The sequence below is a fragment of the Xenorhabdus sp. PB61.4 genome, from assembly GCF_963894935.1.
Lineage (GTDB): Bacteria > Pseudomonadota > Gammaproteobacteria > Enterobacterales > Enterobacteriaceae > Xenorhabdus > Xenorhabdus stockiae.
On sequence record NZ_CAWQJR010000202.1, the window covers coordinates 1 to 23,566 of the forward strand.

Consider the following 23,566-nt stretch of genomic DNA (forward strand, 5'->3'; position numbering starts at 1 on the left):
ATATATATACAGCAAGTGTTATAGTAGTTATATGTCTACATAAATATATTCTATATGGTTATATGAGAATAACTATTAGCAATATAGAGCTGATATAAACTACAAAAAACATTCGTATATAAATTACAATTTAGGGACAGTGCTGATATGAAACTACAGCAATTACGTTATATCGTTGAAGTGGTTAATCACAACCTGAATGTCTCTTCTACGGCGGAAGGATTGTATACCTCTCAACCAGGGATCAGCAAACAGGTAAGGATGCTTGAAGATGAACTGGGTATTCAAATATTTGCGCGCAGTGGAAAACATCTGACACACGTTACACCGGCTGGTGAGGAAATCGTCCGTATTTCACGTGAAGTTCTGTCAAAAATTGATTCGATTCGCTCAGTTGCCAGTGAACACACTTACCCTGATCGTGGGTCTTTATATATTGCGACGACACACACACAGGCAAGGTATGCATTACCGCCTGTTATTAAAGGTTTTATTGAGCGTTATCCTAATGTTTCCCTTCATATGCATCAGGGCTCACCAACTCAAATTGCAGAAGAGGTCTGTAAAGGGAACAGTGATTTTGCAATCGCTACTGAAGCGCTTCATCTTTATAGTGATCTCATCATGCTGCCTTGTTATCACTGGAATCGTTCGATTGTTGTCACCAAAGATCACCCATTGGCGGCAAGGCAGAATGTCACCATTGAAGAGCTGGCAGAATACCCGATTGTGACCTACACCTTTGGTTTCACAGGGCGTTCTGAGCTGGATGTTGCTTTTGACCGTGCAGGGCTTAAACCTAAAATTGTATTCACTGCGACAGATGCCGATGTGATTAAGACATATGTCCGTCTGGGACTGGGAATAGGGGTTATTGCCAGTATGGCGGTAGAGCCGGTTCAGGACAGTGATCTGGTTCGAATCGACATGCGTGATAAGTTTAGTTACAGCACAACTAAGATTGGTTTCCGTCGTAGCAGCTTCTTGCGTAGTTATATGTACGATTTCATCTGGCGTTTTGCTCCACATTTAACCCGTAATGTCGTGGATCAAGCGGTTGCCTTGCGATCTAATGAAGAAATTGAAGAAATGTTCAAGGATATTGAATTACCGATTATATAAAATGGTATATACACTTCGTCTTTCAAGTTGCCTCTTTGTTGGTTGCGCTCGTTCACCCCAGTCACATAGTTATCTATGCTCCTGGGGATTTTCTCCCTTGCCGCCGCGACGCATCTTGAAATCCATTGTGTATAAGCGAAGTACGGGTTCAGAGAAAAGCAGAGAAAAATAGCCACGGCTATTTTTCTCTGCTTTTCTGTATCTCATGAATAAAGACAAGCAATAAACAGACAATCTTTATAGAGTTAAAAGACTGTTTAATTATTCTCCGGTTCCGACGTTACGTATTTTCATATAATTAGCGAGTTCTTTATTGTCTGGCATTTTACTTTCCTTCAAAGCGGAAAAAACGCCTCTTTGATCACCCTGATTTTTATGCTGCCCTAGTTTTTCTTTTGCATCTATTTTCGTGATAGTGATTTTAAATCCGACAATTGCCTGACGTTGTTTATTGAGATATTCCTCTGGCATTAACTCAGTGTTGTTCATTAGCCCCGGCTCATATTTATTAACTAAATCTTTTAAAGCTGATTGAGTTTCATTGCCATTTAAAAATTTTGTGACACCGTAACAGTGAACAGCAGTGTAATTCCAGGTGGGTACAGCATGCTCAGATTCATACCACGTAGGCGATATATAGGCATGAGGGCCGGTAAAAACGGCCAGAACAGGCTGATTTTCTAATTCTTTCCAGTGTGGGTTGGCCTTAGATATATGGCCGTATAACGTACCATATTCTCCTTCATCGGGATTCAGGACTAAAGGAAGATGTGTTCCGGCCAAAGAGGGAGAAACCAGCAATCCAAAGCTATAAGTAGAAATAAACTTAGTAATATCTTCTCTGTCCTGCATTTGCATTTTGTGAGGCGTATACATGTCTATCACTCCGATAACAATAAATTTAACTGGTTTCAGAATAACGCTGACATAATAATATAACAATCGTATATGAATATATTATTCAAATCAAAATTTATAATTTTCTTTTTTTAAAATTCGCCGCTAAAAAAATTATCTGATTTTTCTATTGATGCTCGTTTGTTTTTAAGAAGAAAACTTTCAAAAGCCGATTTTATTTCTGGATCTTCCAATGCCTGATAATCAAATAATGACACGCAGGAAGAGTAATTAAATTCAACATTGATAGTTTCATTGGAAGCGCAATTTGATGTAACTTCTGAATTTGCTCTGTCAAAATCCAGCTTAAAAAGCTTTATTTTGGGAATATATATGACTTGATTATCGTTACCGACTGCCTCAATGATGCTTGCCAGTGTGATTGTTGAATAACGGTCATCATTTTTTTTCAGCCCGAGTCTGATCGCATCCCCCTGTTTTTGCAGAAACTGTGAAAAGCTCTTCATGCCCGGAGAGTTAGTATTCACAACGATATCCATGATCAGCTGTAATAAATTGGTTGCGATAGAAAAACCTTTCATAACATGTTGATATGTTTGCTTTTCAATATTTCTGACACTCATTAATGGCAGCTTTCCCATAATATCACCCCAGAACTGGACATCTGTTCTGTACTGTCGGCCACGGGTATCGGAGTATCTGATAATATAATCAGTTGCAATAGAAGAAAGAGCTATCTGAGTTTTTTTTATATCGTCCATCTTCTTCATAACATTCGATTTCTCATTGAGTTGTGATGCAATGACAAATTGAACTAGGCCATCAGCATCGCTGAATCGATGGTCGGAGAGAGTGAAATGATCTTCAATATTATGACAAAAAAATTGTTCAGCCTGTTTTATCTGGTTTAGATAATTTTCACGCTTAATAATAATTTCGTTATCCATAATTCGCCTTCCAATAGTTAATAAACAATAATATGGTTGATGATGATATTCTGGGCGCTGAATATCAGTTCCGGCCATCAATAGAACATATCTATTTTGTGGGTGTCATCACTAAAGTTTGTCAATAAGTGAGGAATTACAGCGGGTTGGCAAAATATGTGAAAGCTGAATAACAATTATCTACTAGTATGTTATGTTTAATCATATATATCCGTCGTTTTTCAAATTGAAATTCATAGGGTGTAGCTGGTCATAAATATAAAAATGGAGGAGTTATGTCGTCTAAATTGAAAACGGACTGTGCCTCAACACTTTCCATTAACAGTGAAACTTCTGGCAGTAAGACCTACCATTATTACAGTTTACCTCTGTTATCTGAGCAACTGGGTGAAATATCCCGCCTCCCTAAGTCACTGAAAGTTCTGCTTGAAAACCTTTTGCGTAATATTGATGGTGATTCTGTTGTTGAAGATGACCTGAAAGCGCTGGTGGCATGGCAACGAAGCGGTCATGCTGAGCGGGAAATTGCCTATCGTCCTGCCCGTGTATTAATGCAGGATTTCACCGGTGTACCCGCCGTCGTGGATCTTGCTGCAATGAGAGAGGCTGTTTTAAGGCTTGGTGGCAATGTAGATCAGGTGAATCCTTTATCACCGGTTGATCTGGTGATTGACCACTCTGTCATGGTGGATAAATTCGGAACTGAGCAGGCGTTTGAAGAGAACGTTCAGATTGAGATGGAGCGTAACTATGAACGCTATTTATTTTTACGCTGGGGGCAAAAAGCCTTCAATCGCTTCCGGGTTGTTCCTCCCGGAACAGGTATTTGCCATCAGGTTAACCTTGAATATTTAGGCAAGGCGGTTTGGTATGAAAACCGTGACGGAAGGGATTTTGCCTACCCGGATACATTGGTTGGTACCGATTCTCATACCACAATGATTAACGGTCTCGGTGTGCTTGGATGGGGCGTTGGCGGAATTGAAGCCGAAGCCGCGATGCTAGGGCAGCCAATTTCCATGCTGATCCCGGATGTGGTTGGTTTCAAACTGACAGGAAAATTATGCGAAGGGATCACCGCGACTGATCTGGTGCTGACTGTCACACAGATGCTGCGTAAACATGGTGTGGTCGGCAAATTTGTTGAATTTTACGGCGATGGTTTGGCTGATTTGCCATTGGCAGATCGGGCGACGATTGCCAATATGTCGCCGGAATATGGCGCAACTTGTGGTTTCTTCCCTGTTGATGATATTACCCTGAGTTATATGCGATTAACCGGACGCAGCGAAGATGAAATTACGCTGGTTGAGGCTTATAGCAAACAGCAGGGATTATGGCGTCATGCCGGAGATGAGCCAATTTTCACCAGCAGTCTTGAGCTGGATATGTCTACGGTAGAAGCCAGTTTAGCGGGGCCAAAACGTCCTCAGGACAGAGTCGCGCTGGGTGGTGTTCCACATGCCTTCCAGTCCTCAATGGATCTGGATATTAATAGAAAGCAGGGGCTGCAATCATCTATCCCTGTGACAGTAGATAACCAGGCATTTTCTTTGCAGGAAGGGGCGGTAGTGATTGCAGCTATTACCTCTTGTACTAATACTTCCAATCCCAGTGTATTGATGACAGCCGGCTTACTTGCTAAAAAAGCGGTTGAGAAGGGGTTACAACGGCAGCCATGGGTTAAAACGTCACTGGCTCCGGGTTCTAAAGTGGTAACAGAATATCTGAATCTGGCCGGATTCATGCCTTATCTTGAAAAGTTAGGCTTTAATTTAGTGGGATACGGCTGTACTACCTGTATTGGTAATTCAGGGCCATTGCAGGATGAGATTGAGGCTGCGATTAAACAGTCTGACTTGACAGTCGGAGCCGTGCTTTCCGGCAACCGAAACTTTGAAGGGCGTATTCATCCATTGGTCAAAACTAACTGGCTGGCTTCTCCGCCACTGGTCGTGGCCTATGCTCTTTCCGGTAGTATGAAACGCGATCTGACCAGTGAACCAATTGGGCAGGATCAGCAGGGGCGTGATATCTATCTGAAAGATATCTGGCCGAGCAGTAAGGAAGTTGCTGAAGCGGTGGAAAAAGTCAGAACCGAGATGTTCCACAAGGAATATAGTGCGGTGTTTGACGGCGATGAAAACTGGCAAGCACTGGAAGTCGAAAGTTCAGCCACTTATTCCTGGCAGCCGGATTCAACCTATATACGTCTTCCGCCTTTCTTTAGCCACATGACTCAGGAGCCTGAGCTGGTAACGGATATCCATCAGGCTAATATTCTGGCCATTTTAGGGGATTCAGTAACAACAGACCATATTTCTCCCGCAGGGAATATCAAGGCAGATAGCCCGGCTGGGCGATATTTACAGGATCATGGCGTAGCACCGAAAGATTTTAACTCGTATGGTTCAAGGCGCGGAAATCACGAAGTTATGATGCGTGGAACATTTGCTAATATTCGTATTCGTAATGAAATGGTGCCCGGTATTGAAGGGGGATATACGCGCCACATCCCGTCACAAAGCCAGCTGGCTATTTATGATGCGGCTATGCGTTATCAGGAAGAGAAAAAACCGCTTGCCATTATTGCTGGTAAAGAATATGGCTCTGGTTCCAGTCGTGACTGGGCGGCGAAAGGAACCAGCTTATTGGGTGTAAGAGTGGTTATTGCGGAATCTTTTGAGCGAATTCACCGTTCCAATCTGATTGGAATGGGGGTATTACCGCTGGAGTTTCCACAGGGCATCACTCGTAAAACTCTTAACCTGACTGGGGATGAATTCATTGATATCGGCGGATTGAATGATATAAAGCCCGGGCAGGTTATTGTTGTGAAAATTACTTACCCTAGTGGGGAGGAAATTCAGGTTAATGCCCATTGTCGAATTGATACTAATACAGAGCTCGCCTATTTCTATAATGGCGGCATATTGCATTATGTTATCCGCAATATGCTGAAGTAAAAATAAGCATTGCTGAAATGAAAAACTGCGCCCACACCGACGCAGTTTTTATTTTTTTGTAGAAAGAAATTAGCTGGATTTGGACAGCAGATGCCCCATCAGGCGCGCTTTTGTATCAAGGTAGTAAGCGTTATTAGGGTTACGCCCTACAATAAGCGGCACACGCTCGACAATGTTAATGCCGGCTCCGACCATAGTCTCCATTTTTTGTGGATTATTCGTCAGAAGACGGATAGCATGTACACCCAGTAATTTATACATGTCTGAACACAGAGTGAAATCTCGCTCATCGGCAGCGAAACCTAACTGATGGTTAGCTTCGACAGTATCAACACCTTTATCCTGCAATGCATAGGCCCGAATTTTATTCAGCAGACCAATATTGCGGCCTTCCTGGCGGTGATATAGCAGAACACCCCGGCCTTCCTGGCTGATTTGTGACAGAGCAGCTTCGAGCTGAAAACCACAGTCGCACCTTAAGCTAAATAAAGCATCTCCGGTCAGGCACTCTGAATGGATACGGGATAAAACCGGTTCATTACCAGAAATGTCACCATATACAAGGGCAACATGATCTCGGCCTGTTTCTATCTCTTCAAATCCAATCATCAGAAATTCGCCCCAGGGAGTGGGCAGTTTGGCTTCAGCTACTCGTGTTAGCTGTATGTTTGTATTCATATGTTGATTTAGCTCGTTACAATGACAATATTGCGATACTCAGAACAATACCAGTTTGGAAATCAGCTAAAACTACGCAAAAATTTTCTCTGATTACAGCGCATGTACGCATCGCGAGTATAACAGAAATTATGCTTATGTCCGTAGATAAAGATATGCCGGATTTTCGGATAAAGCACAGGAGAGACAATTGCAGTTTGCAGTAATATTAACATGCTAAACTGTAAACATATTTTTGTAGACTTATCCGGTGCCTTTATGCCGGTGAAAATTCATATATAGTGATACATCTAGTTATTTGTTTTATTTGGATATGCTTGTTCAACGGAAAGCAGTGACGGAATTACAGGCAGCAAAGTAGAATATTGTCACAAAAAGGGTGAAATATTGGTTTAGTGCAATAAAATACTTCCTTTGCGTAGATGAGAAATGCTAATTTAGCAAGCCACTATGTCTGTTATTTGGCATATCAATCAGCAACAATCGATAACAGGAAACAATGTGAAATATTTTCTGATCTTATTACTGGCACTGGTTGTTTTTGTTATCTCAGTAACACTGGGAGCAAATAATAATCAAGTGGTAACCTTCAATTATTTGATTGCCAAAGGTGATTATTCGATATCCACTTTGCTGTCGTTTTTATTTGCCATCGGTTTTGCTCTTGGATGGGGCATTTGTGGCGGGTTCTATCTGCGCACCAGCATGTCGTTAAGACGCGCGAAACGTAAAATTAAGCGCTTGGAGACCCAGTTGGAGCAGCCAGTTGAATTATCGACAAAAACGGCCTCCCAAGCCTCAGTGGTCCTGGACAAGGAATAATACTCCATGTTAGAGCTGTTGTTTCTGTTGCTTCCTATTGCTGCCGCGTATGGCTGGTATATGGGACGCAGAAGTGCTCAACAAGATAAGCAACAATCGGCAGACCGTCTGTCCCGTGAATATGTTGATGGGGTTAATTTTTTACTTTCGAACCAACAGGACAAGGCAGTCGATCTGTTTCTTGATATGTTAAAAGAGGACAGTTCCGCGTTTGAAGCACATTTAACGCTGGGAAATCTGTTCCGCTCCCGTGGTGAAGTTGAAAGAGCCATCCGTATTCACCAATCCCTTATGGAAAGTGCCTCCCTGACATTTGAACAACGTTTACTGGCTACTCAGCAGCTCGGTAGAGATTACATGGCTGCCGGGTTATATGATCGGGCAGAAAATATGTTTGTTCAGTTAATTGATGAAAAGGATTTTCGGGAGAGCGCGCTTAATTCTTTGCTGACTATCTATCAATCAACCAGTGACTGGAGCAAAGCCATCGAGGTGGCAGAGAAACTGGTCAGGTTGGGTAAACAGCAATTCCGTGAAGAAATCGCCCATTTTTATTGTGAATTAGCTCTACAGGGAATGAGGGAAGACGGTTTCAGTGATGCTATCGGGTATTTGAATAAGGCTGCTCAGGCGAATAAAAATTGTGCCCGTGTATCTATCATGTTTGGCCGTATTTATATGGCGCAGAAAGAATATACCAAAGCCACTGAGGTGCTGAAACGAGTTCTCGAGCAGGATAAACAACTGGTTAGCGAAGTTTTGCCGATGTTGCAGGAGTGCTATAGGGAGCTTGTTCAGCCGGAAGAGTGGGAAGCTTTCATCCGGTGTTGCGTGGAAGAAAATTGCGGAGCAATTACAGAGATCCATCTGGCCGACATTATTGAACAAAAAGAGGGGCGTGATACAGCCCAGATTTATATTAATCGCCAGTTGGAACGTCATCCGACGATGCGTCTCTTTTATCGCCTGATGGATTACCATCTGGCTGATGCAGAAGAAGGACGGGCCAAAGAAAGTTTGCTTCTTCTGCGTAATATGGTAGGTGAACAGATCCGAACCAAACCCGATTATCGATGCCATAAGTGTGGCTTTACTTCTCGTTCACTTTATTGGCATTGTCCTTCATGTCGTTCGTGGGACACAATTAAACCCATTCGTGGTTTAGACGGGCAGTGACAATGTCACTTTATTGGTGGCGTTTTTTATTTATAAAATTTTTATGCGCGAAATAAAATTCATTTTAAAATTAAAGGCTAAAAAATGACATCCCATACAGGTCAAGCTTTAGGTAAGCAAGTTGAATCACCGGTTGTTGTTGCGTTGGATTATGACAATCAGGATGCAGCACTGGCATTTGTCGATAAGATTGATCCTCAATCTTGTCGTCTGAAAGTGGGCAAGGAGATGTTTACATTAAATGGCCCGCAGTTTGTCCGTATGTTGCACCAGCGTGGTTTTGACGTGTTTTTGGATCTCAAATTTCATGATATTCCTAACACCACAGCAAGAGCTGTAGCCGCAGCGGCAGAATTGGGCGTTTGGATGGTCAATATTCATGCCGGTGGCGGGGAAAGAATGATGACCGCTGCTAAAGAAATTTTATTACCTTATGGTAAAGATGCACCATTGTTAATCGCCGTTACTGTCCTGACCAGCATGGATCAGTCTGATTTGTTAGGCACCGGGATTGATGTGACGCCAGCTCAGCACGCTGAACGTCTGGCGAAACTGACTAAACAGTGTGGTCTGGATGGTGTGGTTTGTTCAGCTCATGAAGCACAACAACTGAAAGCAGCATGTGGTCAGGAATTCAAACTGGTTACTCCGGGTATTCGTCCTGAAGGTTCGGATGCCGGGGATCAACGCCGTATTATGACACCACCACAGGCAATTCAGGCCGGTGTGGATTATATGGTGATCGGGCGTCCGATTACACGAGCTGAAAATCCGGCATTGGCATTGCAGCAAATTAATGAATCAATCGGGATTGTTCATGGATAATAACTCACGTCTGGTTTATTCAACAGATAGCGGCCGCATTCAGGAAGAAAAAGCGCCATCGGCTCGTCCTAAAGGTGATGGGATTGTGCGTATCCAACGCCAGACCAGCGGGCGTAAAGGCAAAGGTGTTTGTGTTATCACAGGAATTGATGCTGATGATCAAACTATTGCTAAGCTAGCCGCAGAATTGAAGAAAAAATGTGGCTGCGGTGGTTCAGTTAAAGATGGTGAGATTGAAATTCAGGGTGATAAACGCGATTTACTAAAACAGTTATTGGAAGCGAAAGGCATGAAAGTCAAACTGGCTGGTGGCTGATTTAGCTTTTCATCTCACTTTATCGATATTCACAAGCTATGCAATGTAACAGACTTATGGCATAGCTTGTGTTCATAATTCCCGTTATAGGATCTTATTCAGCCTGAATCATTATACGCGCTGCTTCTGCAAGTACATCAGGGCGGGCTTTGGCATTTTTATCACCGGGTTGAGTGAAATAAGCCACCAATACCAGTGGTGCTCGGTTGCCTGTCGGCCAGATTACGGCAATATCGTTGGTTGAGCCATAATCACAGCGACCGGTTTTATCCCCGACAACCCAATCTTTTGGTAAGCCAGCACGAATACTGGCATTTCCAGTGGTATTTCCTTTCAGCCATTCCACCAGTTGTGTACGTTGTTTTGGTGCGAGGGAATCACCTAAAGTCAGTTTATATAGGCTTTCTGCCATAGCCTGAGGTGTTGAAGTGTCACGCTCATCACCCGGCTGAACCAGATTTAATTCTGGTTCTTTACGATCCAGCCGAAACATCGTGTCACCGAGAGTTCGGGCAAATGTTGTCACATTTTCAGGACTACCTAACTGGTTAATGATCAGGTTCATGGCGGTATTATCACTGTATTGCAAAGTTGCTGCACTTAGCTCCGCCAGTGTCATACCAGTTTCAATATATTTTTCAGTAATCGGACTGTATTCAACTAAATCAGATTGTTTGTAATTAACTCTTTGTTTTAACAAATTTTCATCTGTTTCGTTTTTTTTCAGTAGCGCAGACACTGCCATAAATTTACTGGTGCTACATAATGGAAAACGCTCATTTGCGCGATAGCCGATGGTTGAATTGTCTGCGCTATTGATTAAGAGCACTCCAAGATGCCCATTGGCACTTTGTTCCAAAGCAGTGAGCTGATTAATTAGTTGCTCTTGCTGACTGTGACCGGAAGATGCCTGAGAAGGGAAAATTATCAGAGTACTCAGTAAAGGTAAGAGTGTTACAGCACCATGTATAAACTTGGGTATGAATTTAGGGATGATTTTTTGTGTAGGGAATTTCATATAAAATTAAACGATGGTTTAAGTTTTGTTATGAAACTGCCGCCTATAATAGCGGCAGTGTGTTTATGTTCTGGAAATCCCCGTTTTATTGGGAATAGCCTATTATGTTGATCCTGTGTTAACTAACAGGACGCGCCACGATATTGCGGGTTTCCATTCTGACTTCTTCAAGGCGCACATCGATAATATCGTTCAGGCGATAAACTGCTTCTCCTTTAATCAGGACAGAGCCGGTTTCCTGACTGCATTGAAGCTCGTCACGGACGGAATGCAGAAATGGCCCCGGAACGAAAGCAATTGCACCATTGTCGACCAAACGAACACGCAGACCACCACGAGTGATATCAATAATCTCAGCAGCAAAGATTTTATCTGTGCCAGCATAAGGTTTGAGATAACGGGCATAGAGCCAGTCACCAACATCGCGTTCGGCCATACGGTTTGCGCGTCGACGTTCGGACAGCTGCAAACAGATCTCTTCAGCCGGTTTCTCTGCCTCAGTGTGTTGAATAACGGCTTTCAGCAAACGATGATTGATAATATCGCTGTACTTACGGATAGGGGACGTCCATGTGGCGTATGCGTCAAAACCTAACCCAAAGTGTGGACCCGGTTCTGTTTTAATTTCCGCAAAGGTCTGGAAGCGGCGGATACGGCTATCAAGGAACTGAGTCGGTTGCTTATCCAGCTCACGGCGTAATTCACAAAACCCTTCCAGCCCAATAAGTGCTTCCGGGCAGGTTTCAATACTGTGTTCTTTGAGTACGTCAACAACCTGTTCAATCTGTGTTGGCTCAAAGCCGGTGTGAACGTTATAAATACCAAAGCCTAACTTATCGCGCAGGACTTTCGCAGCACAAAGGTTAGCTGCAATCATTGCCTCTTCAACAATGCGGTTTGCAGAGCGACGCTGCTCAGTGACAATATCTGTGACATTGCCGCCTTCATCCAGAATAAACCGGTAATCAGGGCGATCTTTAAATACCAGAGCGTGCTGTTGACGCCAGTTATTACGGCGTTCACACATCTCTTTCAGTAGTGTGATTTGTTCAGTGACAGCATCTGAACCCGGTTTCCAGCCTTCCTGACCTTCCAGCCAGTCAGAAATCTCGTCATAAACCAGCTTGAATTTCGATTCGACCCAAGCGGCAAAGAATTGAATGTCATCACCTAATTGGCCGTCTTCCAGAATGGAAACCTGACAAACCAGAGCAGGGCGGCGCGCATTCGGACGAAGCGAACACAAATCATCAGAAAGTTCGCGGGGCAGCATTGGAATATTGAAGCCCGGCAGATAGTTGGTAAAGCTGCGTTGATAAGCGATTGTGTCCAGATCGCTGCCCGCCTTGATATAGGCAGTCGGGTCGGCAATAGCAATAGACAGTTTCAGGCTACCATCATCATTTTTGACAATATGCAGTGCGTCATCCATATCTTCAGTTGTTGCACTGTCGATTGTGACGAAATTAAGGGAGGTCAGGTCGATACGCTCAAGAGAACCATCATCCAACTGGCAATCTGCCATTGATGGGGCTTCACGTTCCAGACTGTGGCGAGTAAGCGTAACCCACCACGGAGCGAAGTGATCATCACCACGAGTTATATAGCCGGTTATTTCAGCATGAAACCCGCGATCACCTTTCAATGGATGACGGCGCATTTCAGCAACTGCCCAGTCACCTTGTTCAAAATTATGAGTTAACTGACTGGAGGGTCGGCATGGAATAGAGTCTTTTAACAATGGATGGTCGGGAATAATCCACAGTCGGTTGTCGTTTTCTTTTTTCTGAACCCGGCCAACAAAACGGGTCAGGAAAGGTTCAATCAGTTCTTCCGGTTCAGCGACTTCTTTTTCTTTATCGGTATGAATAGCAGCACTGACTCGATCGCCGTGCATCACTTTCTTCATATAAGGAGGAGGAATAAAGTAACTTTTTTGACCATCGACTTCCAGAAAGCCGAAGCCCTTTTCTGTTCCTTTGACTAAACCTTCTACACGCAAGGTTTGAGAATGTAGTTGCTGTTTTAGCTGAGCAAGCAGCGGATTGTTTTGAAACATAATAATCAGGAGAGTTGTGGAGTTATTATCGATAATTTAGGTAATAGTTTTACGCGAATCGAGGGTATCGGGCAAGTAACATCTTATCAAAACACGAAAAAGTACCTAGTGAGAGTAATATTTATACAGCTCACAGATGATCATGCAGTAACAATAATAATATAAGATAAGATGCTGAATATTCACTCAGAGGTTAGCTCTGAATTTAATATCTGATGAATATAGTTGTTTATTTAAATATTTTATTGGATTTAATTAAATATTGTTAATTAAACATTTATAAACGTTATTTGACTAGATTATGTTGTTGTGTAAATTCATGATTGATAATAAACGAAGGTGTTTTTTCTTCTTCATCAGAACTGAAGTCCTTTTTATCATTCCTAATTTAATTTATCTTTTTGATTTTTATGTTTGTTTTTCTATTTTCTCTGGTTTTAACTAACTTGTTTTTCTTTAGGTATATATGCTCGATAAACTTCAAGTTACAACGGGCAATATGAGGTGAGTCCTTATATCTCGCCGCGCCGCGGGGAGATATAACACGCATCTTGAAGTTGAATAGGTATAAGAGGGTAATGGCGATATTTACGCTATTAAAATAAATATAGTATTTAAATTGCTGACTATTAAAAAAGAGACAGGCATGGATAATTTTCAATTTTATTATCAGTGGGAATTGGATTACCTACAGCAAATTGAAAAATTAGCCAGTAAAGAAAAACCACATTTAGCAGAAAATTTTAATGGATGTGATCCTGATATTGAGCGGCTGAATCAGGGTTTTTCTGTGTTAATGGCTCGTTTACATCAAAAAATAGATGATGCTTTTCCTGAAATTACTTTACCTCTGCTACAACAATTAAAAGCATTACCTGTTAAAGGAATTCCAGCAACCAGTGTTGTTCAGTTTAGTGCAATGGAAGGAATTAAATCCGCCGATATATTACGGCGTGGATCAGAAATTTCATCAAATACAGGGGCAACTTTTGTTACAGGCAGAGAGTGTAATATTGAGCCTCTGATGCTGGTCGCTCGGGAGATGAGTTGTCAGGAGGAAACCAGCAGTATTACCCTGACTTTCCAATATACAGGCGGGGATGATTACTGGCCCATCAGCCCCATTAATCTGTTTCTCAGCCCTGATGAGACAGTAGCCGATGCTTTGATGCTTGCTCTGTGCCGCAACTTACGGGGTGCGATACTAAACCATAACGGATTGAATTATTCGGCTGAACCCTTTTGGTTTGAACCTCTGTCGGGAATTTCACGCATGATTTTACCAGCTCCCGCGTTAACAGCAGGAAACTGGGCACCTCAGATGTTAATAGAATCACTTTACCTGCCACATGTTCACCATTTTCTGACGTTATCGTTACCCACAGTCATGCGTAATCGGTTGTCCATGATCGAAAGCCGACAATTCAGCATCACATTAAAGCTCAATGAAGCATTGTTTCTTACTGAAGCCCAACTGGCCGATGCTTTTCATCTCCATTGTGTACCTGTCGTAAATCTAGAACGTGAATTGAAAATCACCCTTCCTTTTACGCCGGATACCGCTCGTTACCCATTGCCTTTGCCATCAGAACAGGGGATTTTACGCATCACTGAGCTTCAGTTAAAAGATGAGCCAGGTAAGGAGCGGGGAAAACGAGTTCAATTTTTACCTATAAGCCAGTTCACGCATTTCTTTCGCGGCGCAGATGAAAAAACCTGGTTTTATGCGTTGGATGTTACCCGTGATGCGTTCGAACGTCTGGAATATGCTCTGGTGTTTTATGACAGCAATGCTCGCCTGATGGAACAGCCGCCAGAGCAGGAATTCACCTGTCGTTTAACGACGTTTAATACCGCTTTGCCGAGGTTGGTGGCAGGGGATATTTGTTTAACAGAAGAGGATATTCCTGACGGGTTGCAGGCCAGAAATCTGACGCCGGCTTCTTGTGCCTATCCTCCCGTGACAGATTGTTCCCGTTACTGGGGAATATTGTCACATCATGCTGCCAACGGATTCTGGCTGAATTCGGTATCTGCTCTTAAACAACTGCTGCTGGATTATGATTTTTATGCTGATTTGGATCGCAATACGCACCGCGATATTCGACGAATGACGGCAGGTATTGTGGAGATCCAGTCTACGCCCGGTGACTGGCTTATCCGGGGTGTGCCTCATCGTTGTGTCCACGTTGAACTAATACTAGATGAATCAGCTTATATCAGTCAGGGAGAACTGTTCCGGTTCTCCAACGCTCTCTACCAGTTCTTACCATTTTGCCTTAGCGAAGATATGCGTATACGTATGACGATTATCTGGCAGAGCTCTAATATTCGATGGCTGCTATCGCCTTGCCCGCTGCAAGGATATCGTCCAATTATGTAAGGAGATACAAATGGATGGGTTAGTTTTTACTTGCCAGATAGGTGCGTTATCGGGGACGACCTTTCAGGTTGTGAATTTCAGCTTACAGGAAGGGCTGTCACAGCTTTACCACTTGTCACTGACGGTAGTCAGTTCCCTTAATAATATTGTTCTTAATGACCAACTGGGAACTTATGCTTCTTTAACAGTGACTCGCGATGGTAAAGCGGAGCGTAAAGTTAACGGTATTGTGGCAGGTGCTGTACAGGGCAATACTGACGGAAGACAAACCTATTATATTTTTACTATCCGGCCAGAAATGTGGCGTATGACTCTTCATCAGGATAGCCGCCTTTTTCAGCGCCAGTCAGTACCGGATATCCTCAAAAAATTGTTGAAAGAACACCGCGTCAAATCTGATAGCAAATTCTATGAAGACAGTAATCTTCACCCTGTACGGGAATACACCACACAGAAACGTGAATCTGCCTATGATTTTTGGTGCCGGTTGGCGGCTGAAGAAGGAATTGCGTTTTGGTTTGAGGAGGAGCAACTCTTTTTCAGCGATTCCCATTTAGGTATGAAAGCAGATCTGAGCCTGACTTATAACAATCAGCCCAATACCGATAATAAAGATACTACAGCCTGGCAGTGGCAATATGGGGAATACCTCTGCCCGGATGAATATATTCATAAAGATTACAATTGGTTGAGACCTTCTCAGCCCTTGCAGATTCAGGCTGATTTACCGCAAGGCGGGCGTCACCCAATATTTGAAAGTTCCGGTCGTTTCCCGTGGAGTAAAGAAGGTAAACCGCTGGGTGAAATACGCCTGAGCCAACTTAATAGCGAAAGTAAACTGGGTTCGGCCCAGACAAACTGTGTTCAGTTACGTCCCGGTAAAATTTTTACTTTGAAATCCCATCCGATTGCAGCCATGAATAACCGCTGGCAAATCGTTACTGTTAACCATTACGGTTCTCAGCCACAAGCGGCAGGTATTGCGGGAGAAGGCACAACTCTGACCAATAACGTCACTTTTATTCCGGGAAAAAACGACTGGCGACCACCATACCGTTATAAGCCGCTGGCAGATGGTGATGAACTGGCAACGGTAGTAGGGCCACCGGGTGAGGAAATTTTTGTTAATGAACACGGTGCTATTAAAGTACATTTTCACTGGAACCGCCACGATGAAGCAGGAGATAGTTCCTCCTGTTGGGTTCGTGTAGTACAGGGCTGGAATGGTAATGGATTCGGTTTTATGGCGATCCCCCGCATCGGTCAGGAAGTGATTATTTCTTACCTTAACGGTGATATTGATCGCCCCATCGTGACAGGCTGTAACTACAACGGTCGCAATCGCTCCCCACTTAATTTGCCTGCTGAGAAAACCCGCACCACCTTCAAAACCCACACTCACAAAGGAGAAGGGTTTAATGAACTGCGTTTTGATGACGCGAAAGGTAGCGAAGAGGTGTTTATTCATGCCCAAAAAGATATGAACACCAAGGTACTAAATAACCGCACTACTCAGGTACAAGGTAATCACACTGAGGCAGTTGATGGAAAACAAGCTGTTGTCGTGAAAAAGAATAGACAGGAAATGGTACAGCTTCGTAGTACTGAAATGGTTGGACTCACCAAAATATTGAGAGTAGGGGCAAGCTATAGGATTAATGTTGGTGCCAGTATGAATACTTCAGTTTCTGTTAGTCAGAAAGAAACGGTGGGTATGCAGAAAAGGATTTCTGTGGGGCAAACTTTATCTATTAGTGCCGGTAAGGTGATTGAGCTGAAATGCGGTAAGAGCACATTGAGAATGGACAAAGATGGCAAAATTACCATCAAAGGTAAAGAGTTCAGGTTCGAAGCCAGCGGCCCTGTGCAAATCAGTGGCAAAGACATCGATTTGAACTAAGGAGACCGGACGATGGAATTCAAAAATCTCACTCCTTTTTCGGTGATGAACTACCGGATGCTGGATACTGAAGATCAGGAATACGATGTTATTGCCATGAAAGTGGGCTATCAGCTATTGCCTGCGGCTAAAGGCGAATATCTGGCTGAATTGCTTCCGGTAATGACCCTGTGTATACAGGATCAATATCGGGGAGGATTAAATGTCTCGCAGGTATTGCAGGAAAGTGATCTGGCTCCTTTTAAACCTAAATGTGATGTAATTATTAATGGTACGGCTTATGCACCAGAAGGTAAGCCTTGTGCCTCTTTTCCTATCCGTCTGTCAGTGACAGAGGCTAATGGCAACACTCTGCTTGATAAGACACTGAATATATCCGGAGAGCGGGAATTTTTCCGCACGGATAACGGACAATGGCAACTCTCTGATCCTAAGCCGTTTGCAAGCTTACCTCTTGATTACCGTTACGCTTTTGGCGGGGAATGCCGGATTGAAGCTGATGATGACAAAGCGGTCGATGCGCTGGCAGAAGAAGATAAACTCACATCTGAACAGCTCAGCCAACACCCCGACGGCGATCAAGCGCCGGTAGCTCATGCCGTTTGGGAATATAACCCCATCGGTACGGGATTTGTTCTGCCTTGGTATGCCCACGCCAAAAACCAAGCTCGTTATCCAGCTCCGCGTATTATCCATCCGGATGCGCCAGTCACTGCACAGCACTTTGCCCAAATGCTGGCAGGCCAGCTTTCAGTGACAGAACTTGCCAGCCAGCCACAAGGGATGGGAATTATCGGTCGGGCGTGGCTACCGCGCCGAACGTTAGCCGGAACCTATAACCAGACATGGCTGGAACAGCGCCATCCTTATCTGCCACAGGATTTTGATTTCGGTTACTGGAATTGTGCTCCGCAAGATCAGCAAATTGACTGGCCTTCTACCGATATTTCACTGCAATTAACTAATTTGACACCGGATGGCTCTTTGCAAACTCAATTGCCGGGGCATCGTCCTTTTATCTTGTTCCGTATGGATGATGGTGCTCTTTTCCCGGTTCTGATGAACCTCGATACCCTGATTATTGATACCGATGCCATGACGCTGGAACTGACTTTTCGTCTGCATTTCAGCATTGATTTGCCAATCAGAGTGGCTGAAGCCCGCTTTGAAATAAATCCGAAAGCACCTTTGATCAAATTTGCCTCTGAACAGGAGCAGCATCATGGCGGATAACTATATTGCCCGAAAAGATACCCAATGGTTGATTATCAGTCTGGTTCCCGATGTTTGTAAAACCCCGATAGGGCCTGCCACACCACCGATCCCTTATCCGGTTATTGCCAAACTGGAAGACTCCTCTGCGCCGGTCTCATCGGTTCGGGCAAACGGGCAGCCAGTCGTAGTATTCGGGCAAAGTTTTGTCCCACAGACATTGGGGGACGAAGCTGGAACGGCGACGGGCGTGAAAAGTGGCACAGTAGGGGGTAAATGTCATCCGGAAGAACATACGCAAACGGTACGGGCTGGCGGCAAATTGACGTTACGCCATACGGATAAATTCTGGATGAATGGATCATAAGGAGCGGAATATGGCAAAAGGAGCAAAGAATGATAGTCCAACGGGTACAGGAAATACAGTGGGCGTTATTGTTGGTCAGCCAAAACAAGCAAAAAAAAGTCCGAAGGAGGCGAATCCCCCTGTTAAATCGGAAACACCACAAGAATCACAATCTGCGAGCCATGTTAGGAGCAAAAGAGGTTTTTATGATGATCTATTAAAACCATTTAAATATTTTTTTAATAATCCGCCGGAACCGGTAAAAAAAATAGTATCTGGTAATAGCCTATATGAATCATTGAAATTTTTTATGAATAGCCCTCCAAAACTTTTTACAGAGAAAGCTTCTGCTGTCGTTCAGTGGGTTGACGAGCAAGGACATAACCTTATTGAAGCAGTTAAACACCCTCTAGAAGCAGTAAAAGGAGCAGGAAAGGGTTTTTTTAATTCTGTAGTCGAGTTAGCACAAGTTATAGAAAAGATTCCTGAAATGGAAATGAAAGCGCTGGGAATTGCATTTTCAAAGATTGGAGCAGAAAGCGCAGGCTCTGCGATTTTTAATTTTGGTCAGAAGTATGGTGATACAACTCAAGGATTTTTAGAATCTTTACATATGGAGTTAAGTAACCCTGCTCAGAAAGGTGGTGCTTTGATAGGTGATGTTGCTACTTTCTTCGTTGGTCCCGGTGAAGTAAAGACAGTAATCAAAGTAGGGACGGAGTCAGTGGCTTTTCTCTCAAAAGCAGTAAAAGGAGAAGGAGTAATAACTAAATTTCTCGCAACAGAAAAAGGATTAACTGAAGCCAAAGCCGTAACTAGAGCAGAAGAGCTATCAAAAACAAATCAATCAGGTAGTCGAATTAAAGGAGAAAAGAAAGAAGGTCAATCTGCTGACGCTAAGAAAAACAAAGAAAAAGAAAGCAAAAAAGAAAACGACTCTACAACCCCTTCGAATGAAAAAGGAAACGGCTGCTCCGGCCCCGGTTGTGCAACACCGGGTGAACCTGTCGATATAACCTCAGGGGATTATCTACAAAATTTCTTAGTTATCGTCATCCCCGGCCTGTTACCTATTGCTTTAACCCGGAATTATCGTTCTACCGCTTGTCAGAGTGGATTATTCGGGCAGAAATGGGCCGATGACTGGTCACGTCAATTGGTATTAGACGGTGAAAAAGTCCATTTTACTGACGCAGATGGGCAGGTTTATGATTTTTCAACACCGGAAAATCAGGTTCTGGCGCGTAACCGACATCTCCTTCATTGTTTGCTGACAGGAGAACTTAATGGTGAATTGCGTCTGATAAATAAACAGAGTCAGCAAACTTTCCACTTTAATCATATTGACGGTAATCGGCGTCGGCTGTCTGCTATCACGGATCGCCACCAGAACCATATTCAGTTTATCTATAACAACCAGCATCAGTTAATTGAAGTTATCCGCAATGATGGTTTTCGTTTAGCCCTTCATTATCAGGATCATCAACTGCGGGCAGTGGATTACCACTTTCAGCAGATACAGCAGCGTCTTGCCACATGTCGTTATGACCAATACGGCTATCTGGCGGAATGTGATGCTTTTCAGCAAAATCATCTGTGGCATGAATACACAGCACAAGGATTTATGACTCGTTGGCATGACTCGGATAAAACAGATTTTTATATTCACTACGATGAGCGCGGACGAGTCGTTTCCACCCATTCTTCCGGCGGTTATTGGACAGATCGCTTTATTTATAACGATGATGAGCGTGTTACTACTTATCTTGATGCCGAAGGCGGAAAAACCCTTTTCTATTACAACCAGAATAATCGGGTGATCCGTCAGGTTGACCCGTTAGGGCGGGAAACACGTACCCAGTGGTACTACAGCCAGAAAGTTTGGGAAATTGACCCGCTGGGAGGATATACCACTTTTGAATACAACCATGATGGTGCTCTGACCAACATGGTACTACCAACGGGAGAGGCTTTTTATTATGACTACGATGAACATGGTCAGCTTATCGAAGCCACTTTACCTACCGGAGATATTTGGCAGTTCCACCATGATGAGCAGGGCAGTCTGACGGCTGTTACCAATCCACAAGGATATAGAGAAAAATATCAGTACGGTACTCACGGCGAATTGCGGCAACGCCTGCTGCCGGATGGCCGGCAATGGCATTATGCCTATGATGAACATCAGCGGCTGGCTGCAATTATGACACCTGATGGTCAGACAACGGGTCTGGAACTGGATGAACTGGGGCGTCTGCGTCGTACGACAGATGCACTTAAACAGGAAACCCGTTACCGCTACAGCACTGCTCATGCCAGTGTGAGTAATGGTAGTTTGACAGAAATTGAATTGCCGGATGGTGTTACCCGGCATTTTGAATATGACAGTGAACGGCGTGTTATTGCGGTAACTGATGGGGAAGGTCGCATCACTCGTTATAGTTATGGTGCTTTTGACCTGCTGACACACGTTACCCGCCCGGATGGGACGACATTACACTTTGGTTATGACCGACTTACCCGTTTTTGTTCAGTTACGGCTTTTACAGGAGAAACTTATCGCTATGAACGGGATGCTGCTGGTCAGGTTATCCGTGAAATCGACTTTACCGGTCGCGTTATTGACTATCAGTACGATGCGTTAGGGCGTCGTATTCAAACTCGTTACCCTGATAACCACTCTTTGCGCTGGCATTACTCTTCGGCTGGTTTATTGACCCGACAGGAAACTTGGTATCAGGCGGGAGAGAAGGAAAAACTGAAATCGGTTTCCACTTATGAATATAACGCCCGTCGTCAGCTTACCCGTGCAGTCAATGATGATGCGGTGGTGGAATATGAATACAACGCGGTTGGACTGCCTGTTTGTGAGCGTATTAATGGACGGGAAGTGATCCGTGAGTGGAACGATCTCGAGCAAATAACCGCTGAAACTATCGGTGGGCATACGTTGCAATTTGGCTATAACTTGATGGGAGCGGTTAACCACTTCCAGTTTAACCAGCATACACCTCTGACTTTGAGCCATGATGCTTTAGGACGGGAAACAGTACGGGAAAGTGCAGAGGGGTTTATTCTTGCCAGCCGCTATACCACTACGGGACTGCTGGCACACCAATCAGCCGGACGGGCAACAGCATTGTTCCGTGAAACGCTGGCACAAAATGATCCCCATTTTCCGCCACAGGCCACCGCAGTTAACCGCAGTTGGCAATATGACCGAGCCTACAGTGTCAGCATGATCGATGACGGTATCTGGGGGCAGACTCGTTATCGTTATAACCAGAATGACCAGATCATCAGTGCTACATTTAACGGCCGATTGCCCTATGAAGAACAATTTGGTTATGACCCCAATGGTAACTTGAATTTGCATGTGCTGGTGGATGCAAAAGGAGTAATTGAACAGGTTGAACAACATCAGCAGGCAGGTCGGGTTGTTAAGCGTGACAATGTCACTTATCGTTACGATGATAACGGCAGGCAAGTGGAAAAAACCGAACATCATGATGGTTTCCGGCCACAGATATGGCGTTATCGTTGGGATACCCAAAACCAGCTTACACACTGTGAAACACCCGATGGTTCACGTTGGCTCTATCGTTATGATGCGTTCGGGCGGCGTATCCGCAAATTAAAAGTGCATGATGGCAAACTGACCGCTGCGAACCTGCAACGCTGGTTGAATGGTAAGCCAGATTTAACAGCAAAAGCCGACACCATCACCGGCTATGATTACTTGTGGAGCGGTGATCGGATGGTTGAGGAAGTTCCGCTTTATGCGGATGGCACACCTGCCTATGAGCGAAGTATTTGCTGGTTATATCAACCGGGTGTGTTAACGCCTTCAGCCCGCTATGAAAAAGGCAAACTGCATTATATCGTCAGTGATCATCAGGGAACAGCACGGGAAATACTGAGCGAATCCGGTAAACTGGTATGGGCCAGTCGGCTAAGGACGTGGGGAAAAGCTGAACGAATGCCATTATTGGCAGCAAATGATGAAGATTATCACGTTAGCTGCAATTTGCGCTTCTTAGGGCAGTATGAGGATGAGGAAAGCGGGTTATACTACAATCGGTTTCGGTATTATGATGGTGATACAGGGCAGTATCTGTCATCGGACCCAATAGGGCTAGTTGGTGGGCTTAATTTATACCAGTACGTTCCCAATCCAATCAGTTGGGTAGATCCGCTGGGGCTATCTGCGTGTGATGTTAATTTTGATAAATCACAATTACAGAAGAAATTTAAGCATGCTGAGGACTTTGGTATTCCAGGTAATGCCAATAAGCAAAATATAGAAGCATTTGAACAAGCAATGATAAAACATATTGAATCACCAACGACGGAAACAATGTCTGGTACATATCGTTGGAAGCAAGAGGTTACTCATTATATTGACCGAAATACAGGCCTTAACGTTATGGCTGATAAGAGTGGTAATTTTATATCAGGCTGGAAATTATCTGAGCGACAACTATCTGATTTGCTGGAGTCAAAAAATGTGTTCTAATTCATTAAAGTTAATAGAATTAATTGAGTCTTATCTTAAGGTTGATATATCACCAACTGATTTTGAGAAAAGATATATTGAGTTGTGGCGAAACTACAGAGATAACGACGATAAGAGTTTAATAAAAAAAGAGACTCAGGAATATTTAGATTCAATCTTCTGTTCTTTAGATGCTTATTGCTCAGACCTACTGCTTAGAGATGAAAATGATCTTGATGAAAATGGTTTATTATCAGAGGTTATTCAGTTCAATCAAATTTGGAAAAGAACATTATAAATTTAGTTAGAATAAAGCCGGAAGTGATCTTAACGAGACCTTGTTTAGTATTTTGTGTAATCGCCATTTTCGTTTAAACGTGACCGTCTAAACGGTCACCAAATTCAATCATAAAACGACTCATCGCAAGACGCCAATCTTGGAT

The 23,566-nt window shown here is 43.7% G+C and carries 17 protein-coding genes; 12 read left to right on the forward strand and 5 right to left on the reverse strand.

Annotation, left to right across the window (positions count from 1 at the left end; genetic code table 11):
• Positions 1-147: 147 nt before the first annotated feature.
• On the forward strand, positions 148-1,122 hold the full coding sequence (gene cysB / locus AACX68_RS17565) for an HTH-type transcriptional regulator CysB (protein ID WP_228859973.1): 975 nt from the start codon (positions 148-150) through the stop codon (positions 1,120-1,122).
• A 261-nt stretch (positions 1,123-1,383) separates the two neighbouring features.
• Here cysB and AACX68_RS17570 read toward each other — a convergent pair whose 3' ends face one another.
• Entirely contained in the window at positions 1,384-1,998 is a 615-nt protein-coding gene (locus AACX68_RS17570; RefSeq protein WP_228859974.1) for an FMN-binding negative transcriptional regulator, read from the reverse strand.
• A gap of 113 nt (positions 1,999-2,111) precedes the next feature.
• On the reverse strand, positions 2,112-2,927 hold the full coding sequence (locus AACX68_RS17575; RefSeq protein WP_228859975.1) for a hypothetical protein: 816 nt from the start codon (positions 2,925-2,927) through the stop codon (positions 2,112-2,114).
• 275 nt (positions 2,928-3,202) lie between these two features.
• On the opposite strand from AACX68_RS17575, the gene acnA reads away from it, so the two are divergent.
• Positions 3,203-5,893: an aconitate hydratase AcnA gene (gene acnA, locus AACX68_RS17580; protein ID WP_228859976.1), complete on the forward strand. Its 2,691-nt coding sequence runs from the start codon at positions 3,203-3,205 to the stop codon at positions 5,891-5,893.
• Between the two features lie 69 nt (positions 5,894-5,962).
• On the opposite strand, the gene ribA is transcribed toward acnA, so the two are convergent.
• Positions 5,963-6,559, reverse strand: coding sequence for a GTP cyclohydrolase II (ribA, locus tag AACX68_RS17585; protein WP_228859988.1), 597 nt, complete (start codon positions 6,557-6,559; stop codon positions 5,963-5,965).
• A gap of 513 nt (positions 6,560-7,072) precedes the next feature.
• Here ribA and AACX68_RS17590 point away from each other — a divergent pair.
• The 4 genes from AACX68_RS17590 (at position 7,073) to yciH (ending at position 9,710) form a co-directional block, all read left to right on the forward strand.
• Positions 7,073-7,393: a LapA family protein gene (locus AACX68_RS17590; protein WP_228859989.1), complete on the forward strand. Its 321-nt coding sequence runs from the start codon at positions 7,073-7,075 to the stop codon at positions 7,391-7,393.
• 6 nt (positions 7,394-7,399) lie between these two features.
• A complete protein-coding gene (gene lapB, locus AACX68_RS17595; RefSeq protein WP_228859977.1) occupies positions 7,400-8,569 on the forward strand; it encodes a lipopolysaccharide assembly protein LapB in 1,170 nt (389 codons plus the stop codon).
• Between the two features lie 84 nt (positions 8,570-8,653).
• Entirely contained in the window at positions 8,654-9,394 is a 741-nt protein-coding gene (gene pyrF, locus AACX68_RS17600) for an orotidine-5'-phosphate decarboxylase (protein WP_228859978.1), read from the forward strand.
• A complete protein-coding gene (gene yciH / locus AACX68_RS17605) occupies positions 9,387-9,710 on the forward strand; it encodes a stress response translation initiation inhibitor YciH (protein WP_228859979.1) in 324 nt (107 codons plus the stop codon). Before pyrF ends, yciH begins: the two co-directional genes overlap by 8 nt.
• A 94-nt stretch (positions 9,711-9,804) precedes the next feature.
• On the opposite strand, the gene bla is transcribed toward yciH, so the two are convergent.
• Positions 9,805-10,707, reverse strand: coding sequence for a class A beta-lactamase (gene bla, locus AACX68_RS17610; protein ID WP_370630305.1), 903 nt, complete (start codon positions 10,705-10,707; stop codon positions 9,805-9,807).
• 139 nt (positions 10,708-10,846) lie between these two features.
• Positions 10,847-12,787 (reverse strand): exoribonuclease II, encoded by a 1,941-nt coding sequence (locus AACX68_RS17615; RefSeq protein ID WP_228859981.1) that lies wholly within the window; start codon positions 12,785-12,787, stop codon positions 10,847-10,849.
• Positions 12,788-13,433: 646 nt separating this feature from the next.
• Here AACX68_RS17615 and AACX68_RS17620 point away from each other — a divergent pair.
• Genes AACX68_RS17620 through AACX68_RS17645 form a run of 6 tightly spaced genes read left to right on the forward strand, consistent with a single transcriptional unit; the run spans position 13,434 to position 23,421 of the window.
• Positions 13,434-15,170, forward strand: coding sequence for a type VI secretion system baseplate subunit TssF (locus AACX68_RS17620; protein ID WP_228859982.1), 1,737 nt, complete (start codon positions 13,434-13,436; stop codon positions 15,168-15,170).
• A gap of 10 nt (positions 15,171-15,180) precedes the next feature.
• Positions 15,181-17,070, forward strand: coding sequence for a type VI secretion system tip protein TssI/VgrG (gene tssI, locus AACX68_RS17625; protein ID WP_228859983.1), 1,890 nt, complete (start codon positions 15,181-15,183; stop codon positions 17,068-17,070).
• Positions 17,071-17,082: 12 nt separating this feature from the next.
• Positions 17,083-18,303 carry a DUF2169 family type VI secretion system accessory protein gene (locus AACX68_RS17630; RefSeq protein WP_228859984.1) on the forward strand — a complete coding sequence of 407 codons (1,221 nt, stop codon included), beginning with the start codon at positions 17,083-17,085 and terminating at the stop codon, positions 18,301-18,303.
• Positions 18,293-18,649: a DUF4150 domain-containing protein gene (locus AACX68_RS17635; protein WP_228859985.1), complete on the forward strand. Its 357-nt coding sequence runs from the start codon at positions 18,293-18,295 to the stop codon at positions 18,647-18,649. Before AACX68_RS17630 ends, AACX68_RS17635 begins: the two co-directional genes overlap by 11 nt.
• A gap of 10 nt (positions 18,650-18,659) precedes the next feature.
• Positions 18,660-23,144, forward strand: coding sequence for an RHS repeat-associated core domain-containing protein (locus AACX68_RS17640; protein ID WP_228859986.1), 4,485 nt, complete (start codon positions 18,660-18,662; stop codon positions 23,142-23,144).
• Positions 23,134-23,421, forward strand: coding sequence for a colicin immunity domain-containing protein (locus tag AACX68_RS17645; RefSeq protein WP_228859987.1), 288 nt, complete (start codon positions 23,134-23,136; stop codon positions 23,419-23,421). The genes AACX68_RS17640 and AACX68_RS17645 overlap by 11 nt, the downstream gene beginning before the upstream one ends.
• Positions 23,422-23,566 lie beyond the last annotated feature (145 nt).

Excerpts from the sequence above, each read along its gene's own strand:
- AACX68_RS17630 (WP_228859984.1), top strand. The coding sequence starts at position 17,083 with ATGGAATTCAAAAATCTCACTCCTTTTTCGGTGATGAACTACCGGATG.
- AACX68_RS17645 (WP_228859987.1), top strand. The coding sequence starts at position 23,134 with ATGTGTTCTAATTCATTAAAGTTAATAGAATTAATTGAGTCTTATCTT.
- AACX68_RS17635 (WP_228859985.1), top strand. The coding sequence starts at position 18,293 with ATGGCGGATAACTATATTGCCCGAAAAGATACCCAATGGTTGATTATC.
- AACX68_RS17615 (WP_228859981.1), bottom strand. The coding sequence starts at position 12,787 with ATGTTTCAAAACAATCCGCTGCTTGCTCAGCTAAAACAGCAACTACAT.
- lapB (WP_228859977.1), top strand. The coding sequence starts at position 7,400 with ATGTTAGAGCTGTTGTTTCTGTTGCTTCCTATTGCTGCCGCGTATGGC.
- pyrF (WP_228859978.1), top strand. The coding sequence starts at position 8,654 with ATGACATCCCATACAGGTCAAGCTTTAGGTAAGCAAGTTGAATCACCG.
- acnA (WP_228859976.1), top strand. The coding sequence starts at position 3,203 with ATGTCGTCTAAATTGAAAACGGACTGTGCCTCAACACTTTCCATTAAC.
- AACX68_RS17620 (WP_228859982.1), top strand. The coding sequence starts at position 13,434 with ATGGATAATTTTCAATTTTATTATCAGTGGGAATTGGATTACCTACAG.
- cysB (WP_228859973.1), top strand. The coding sequence starts at position 148 with ATGAAACTACAGCAATTACGTTATATCGTTGAAGTGGTTAATCACAAC.
- AACX68_RS17570 (WP_228859974.1), bottom strand. The coding sequence starts at position 1,998 with ATGTATACGCCTCACAAAATGCAAATGCAGGACAGAGAAGATATTACT.
- yciH (WP_228859979.1), top strand. The coding sequence starts at position 9,387 with ATGGATAATAACTCACGTCTGGTTTATTCAACAGATAGCGGCCGCATT.
- AACX68_RS17575 (WP_228859975.1), bottom strand. The coding sequence starts at position 2,927 with ATGGATAACGAAATTATTATTAAGCGTGAAAATTATCTAAACCAGATA.
- AACX68_RS17640 (WP_228859986.1), top strand. The coding sequence starts at position 18,660 with ATGGCAAAAGGAGCAAAGAATGATAGTCCAACGGGTACAGGAAATACA.
- tssI (WP_228859983.1), top strand. The coding sequence starts at position 15,181 with ATGGATGGGTTAGTTTTTACTTGCCAGATAGGTGCGTTATCGGGGACG.